This window comes from Streptomyces sp. SID5910 (assembly GCF_009862125.1).
Lineage (GTDB): Bacteria > Actinomycetota > Actinomycetes > Streptomycetales > Streptomycetaceae > Streptomyces.
In genome coordinates, this window is record NZ_WWHX01000976.1 from 1 (window position 1) to 4,019 (window position 4,019).

Below are 4,019 nucleotides of genomic sequence, written 5' to 3' on the forward strand. Positions count from 1 at the left end.
AATTTCCGCGGAACGTCGGATGACGCGACGGCGACGGCGGCCGCTCGCCCCGCCCGGTTCACCTTCCCGTCACCCGGCATCGCCTCAGTGTTTGGCCTCAGTGTTCGACCTCAGTGTTTGATCCGGCGTCGAATGGCCCGCGCCCGCCGCACCACCTTCCGTGCCGTGGAATTGTGCGGCAGAAAGGCCAGGCGCTCCGGAATTCCGCCGGGCAGTCCCAGGGTCGTGAGCCGCCGTTTCTTGAAATAGCGCCAAGTGCGGGTGGTGAGATGTCCGCGCAGGAATTCCTCCGCGTCCGGCCGCAGCCCGGTCAGGATCTTCGGCTGCATCGCGAAACCCACCGCCCGCACCAGGGCGCCGAGGGCGTCCGCGTCCAGGCCCCGGCGCCCCTCGGCGACGGCCGCCGCGTCGTCCGGGCCGGGCAGCAGCGCGTCGACGATCGTGACGGGCACCCGGTTGCTGTTCTCGTACGGCGTCAGCCGGTCGAGCAGCGTCTCGGTGCCGACCCGCGCGACCGGCAGGCCGTACAGCGCGGACGCGGTGAGCAGTGCCGTGGAGAAGCAGCCGACCACCAGCGCCGGGCGCAGCCGCTGGTACAGCACCTCGGCGAGCACCGGCGTGTCCACCACCGTGAGGGCGACGCCGAGCCGCTCCGCCTCCTCCTCCAGGGTGCGCGTGAAGCGGGCCGGGGCCGTGGGGTGCGGCTTGAACACCACCCGGGTGTGCCCGAGGCCGACGGCGCCGGTGAGCATCCGCACGTGCAGGGCCTCCTCCTCCTCGGCGGTGAGGATGCCCAGCGCGGACAGGTACTGGCCCAGCAGCAGCGCCGGTCCCTCGACGTCCGGCAGACCGTCGCCGGTGTCCGCCAGCTCGGCCAGCACCTTCGTGAACGCCGCGGTCGGCACCAGCTCGGGGCCCACCTCGAACTCGGTCAGCAGCAGCGGCGTCAGCCCCGGCACCAGGTCCAGGTGGAGCAGCCGCTCCACGCGGGTGCCGACCAGCGGGTCGAGCTTGTTGCGGGTCGGCCCGTAGCTCATCAGGCCGTCCGCGTACACGGTCAGCGGCGCGTCCGGGAACAGCTGCGCCACCCCCAGCGCCGGCTGCACCTGGATCGACTCCACGACCAGCGCCACGTCGTCGTCGCCGAGCCCCCAGGCCAGCCGCAGATACCGCTCCCACATCGGGGCGTCGTCCACGCGCGGCGCCCAGCCGCCCGGGTGGAACGGGAAGATCGTCGCGTTCCACGACACCACGTCGTCGAACCGGTCCCGCAGCCGTTCGAACCCCGGCATCGCGTCCAGCGCCGGCGTCGTCTCGGGCGTCGCCGCGTTGTTGGAGACCAGCAGGATCCGCCGGTCGGCCGCCTCGAAGCAGCCCGCGTCCAGGGCGGCGGCGAGCGTGGCCGTGCCGTACAGCGTCGACGCCAGGAAGATCTGCGTGCTCACGCCGCCACCTCCGCGGCCGGCACCGGACGGCGGCGCAGCCGGCGCAGCCGCGTGGCCCGCTCGGCGTCCATCGAGGCCAGCACCTCGTCGAGCGCGTCCTGCGGCATCCGCCGCAGCGCGGCGGCGCTCATCGCCTTCAGTTTCCGTGCCACGGCAGGCTCGAACCTCTCGATGGAACCCAGATGGTGGGAGATGATCGCGCAGTACGTGCGCACCGCCTTCGGCAGCAGCCGCGCGGCGTCCGCGTCCGCGGCCGTCTCGGCGACGACCTGGTCGAAGGCGCGGACGAAGTCCAGCTGGCGGACGTCCCCGATCTGGGTGAGCGAGGACGCCACCCCGCGCCGGTAGAAGACGCCGAGCAGCCCGGTCACCGCGAAGGACTCCGCCTCCCGGTGCAGCCGCCAGATCCACGGCCGGTCCTCCGCCGTGCGCAGCCCGTCGGTGAAGTGCAGCAGGCCCCGGTCGGCCAGCCGGCGGTGGTAGACCCCGGCCCAGGCGTACGCGTAGTCGACCGAGGTGGAGCGGTGGGCGGGCAGGATCGCGTCGCGCGGCCGCAGGGAGACGTTCCGGCGGCCGTGCGGCACCCGGAACAGGGTCCGGGACCTGGCCGTGCACTGCACGTGGTCGGTGCGCACGAAGTCGCAGCCCAGCTCCTCGATCACGGCGACCAGCCGCTCGTAGTAGCCGGGGGCCAGCCAGTCGTCGCCGTCCAGGAAGGTCAGGTACTCGCCGCGCGCCCGGTCGATGCCGGTGTTGCGGGCCGTCGCCAGACCGCCGTTGCGTTCGTGGCGGACGAGCACCGCCCCCGGCAGCTCGTCCTCCGCGCGCACGAGAAGGTCCACGGTGCCGTCGGACGAACAGTCGTCGACGAGAATGAATTCGAAGTCGTCCCGCGCGTTCGCGCGCAGACTCCGCAGGGTGTCGGGTGCGTATTGCCGCACGTTGTAGAACGGCACGATGACGGAGAGCTTGGGCACGTCCGTGACGCTAGGCGCCGGCCCGGCATGCGGCTTTACCTGTGCCTTGATGCGAGGTGAACGAGGCGTGGCGAAGCCGTGAAGTGGACGGGATTTCCGGCGTCCGGCGGCCCGATTCGCCATTCGGCGATCTGCTGTTCACCGTTTGTTGCATTCCGGTTGGGCGGTTCCTAGAAGTGGCTTCCTAGCGTCTTCGACGTGCCAGCAAGTGCAACGAAGGCCCGGCGGATCGCCGTTCTCGCGGATTCCGACACCCGGTGGAAATGGGGCGCGCTCACCGCGTCCCGCATCTCCCCCGACGGTGCGGACCTCCACCTGGACGGCTACCTCCTGCGGGGCCGAGCCACCCCCACCGCCCGCCAGTTGGCGGAGGTCGGCGCCGACGCGGACTCCCTCCGCGAGGTGACCGCCGCCGAGTTCCTGCGCGCCATGGCGCAGGAGTCGTACGACGTGCTGGTCCTCGCCCTGGTCGGCGGCGGCGTCCAGGCCGTGCTGCACGGCCTGCGCCACGCGTGGCAGGGCCGCACCGGCCGGCCCGTCGTCGTCACCGGCTACGTCGGCGTCGTCTACGAGAAGCTCACCGACGGCCTGCTGCTGCGCCACGGCGCCGACCTCGTCCTCGCCAACTCCCGCCAGGACGCGGACCGTTTCCGCGCCGTGTACGAGGGGGTCGGCGCCGACGCCTCGGCGGTGACCGAGGTCGCGCTGCCCTTCCTGGGCGGTGCGGAGCACACCGGCGCGCACGGCCACCCGTACACGGTCGTCTTCGCCGCCCAGCCCTCCGTCCCGGACGGCCGCCGCGACCGTACGTACCTGCTCGACCGGCTCGTGCGGCACGCCCGCCGGCACCCCGAGCGGGAGGTGCTGCTCAAGCTGCGCTCCAAGCCCGGCGAACACACCACGCACATCGAGGAGCTGCCCTACCAGAAGCTGGTGCAGAAGGCCGACCCGCCGCCCAACTTCCGCCTGGTCTACGGGCACATGGGCGACGTCCTCGACCGCACCGACCTGCTGGTCACCGTCAGCTCCACGGCCGCCCTGGAGGCCCTGCACCGCCGCGTCCCGACGGCCGTGCTGACCGACCTCGGCGTGCGCGAATCGCTCGGCAACCACCACTTCACCGGCTCCGGTTGCCTCGCCTCCTGGGACCAGCTCGACGACGGCCGGCTGCCCGTGCCCGACCCGGCGTGGCTCGCCCGGCAGGGCGTCGCGGCCGACGGGAGCTACGCCACCGCCTTCGACACCGCCCGCGCCCGCATCACCGCGCTCCTCGACCGGCCCGGCGGCCTGCCCCCGCTCAGCCCCTACTACACACCCGTCACCGCCCCCGGCTACCTGCCCGGCATCCTCGCCCGCCACCACCTCGCCCCGGACGGCAGCCCGCTGCCCGGCGCGCCCGCCGGCGACCGCGAACCCGGCCCGGTCCGCCAGATCGTGCGCCGCGCCGCCCGAGGCGCCTACCGGCACGGCGTCCAGCGCGTCGCCCCGGTGATCCGCCGGATGGGGGAGCTGTGACCGCCCCGCACCCCGCCCCGACCCCGCCCCGCACCACCGCCCAAGGAGACCGAGGAGTCCCTCCCATGACCCAGCCGGACGA

3 protein-coding genes are annotated in these 4,019 nt (G+C 73.2%); 1 reads left to right on the plus strand and 2 read right to left on the minus strand.

The genetic code is table 11. The annotated features are described in order from the left end of the window. Positions 1-110: 110 nt before the first annotated feature. On the minus strand, positions 111-1,445 hold the full coding sequence (locus tag GTW67_RS34990; protein ID WP_161168745.1) for a polysialyltransferase family glycosyltransferase: 1,335 nt from the start codon (positions 1,443-1,445) through the stop codon (positions 111-113). Beyond that, a complete protein-coding gene (locus GTW67_RS34995; protein ID WP_161168746.1) occupies positions 1,442-2,422 on the minus strand; it encodes a glycosyltransferase in 981 nt (326 codons plus the stop codon). Before GTW67_RS34995 ends, GTW67_RS34990 begins: the two co-directional genes overlap by 4 nt. Before the next feature lie 198 nt (positions 2,423-2,620). Between GTW67_RS34995 and GTW67_RS35000 the strand changes: the two genes are divergently transcribed. Continuing rightward, positions 2,621-3,937 carry a DUF6716 putative glycosyltransferase gene (locus tag GTW67_RS35000; protein ID WP_161168747.1) on the plus strand — a complete coding sequence of 439 codons (1,317 nt, stop codon included), beginning with the start codon at positions 2,621-2,623 and terminating at the stop codon, positions 3,935-3,937. Positions 3,938-4,019 lie beyond the last annotated feature (82 nt).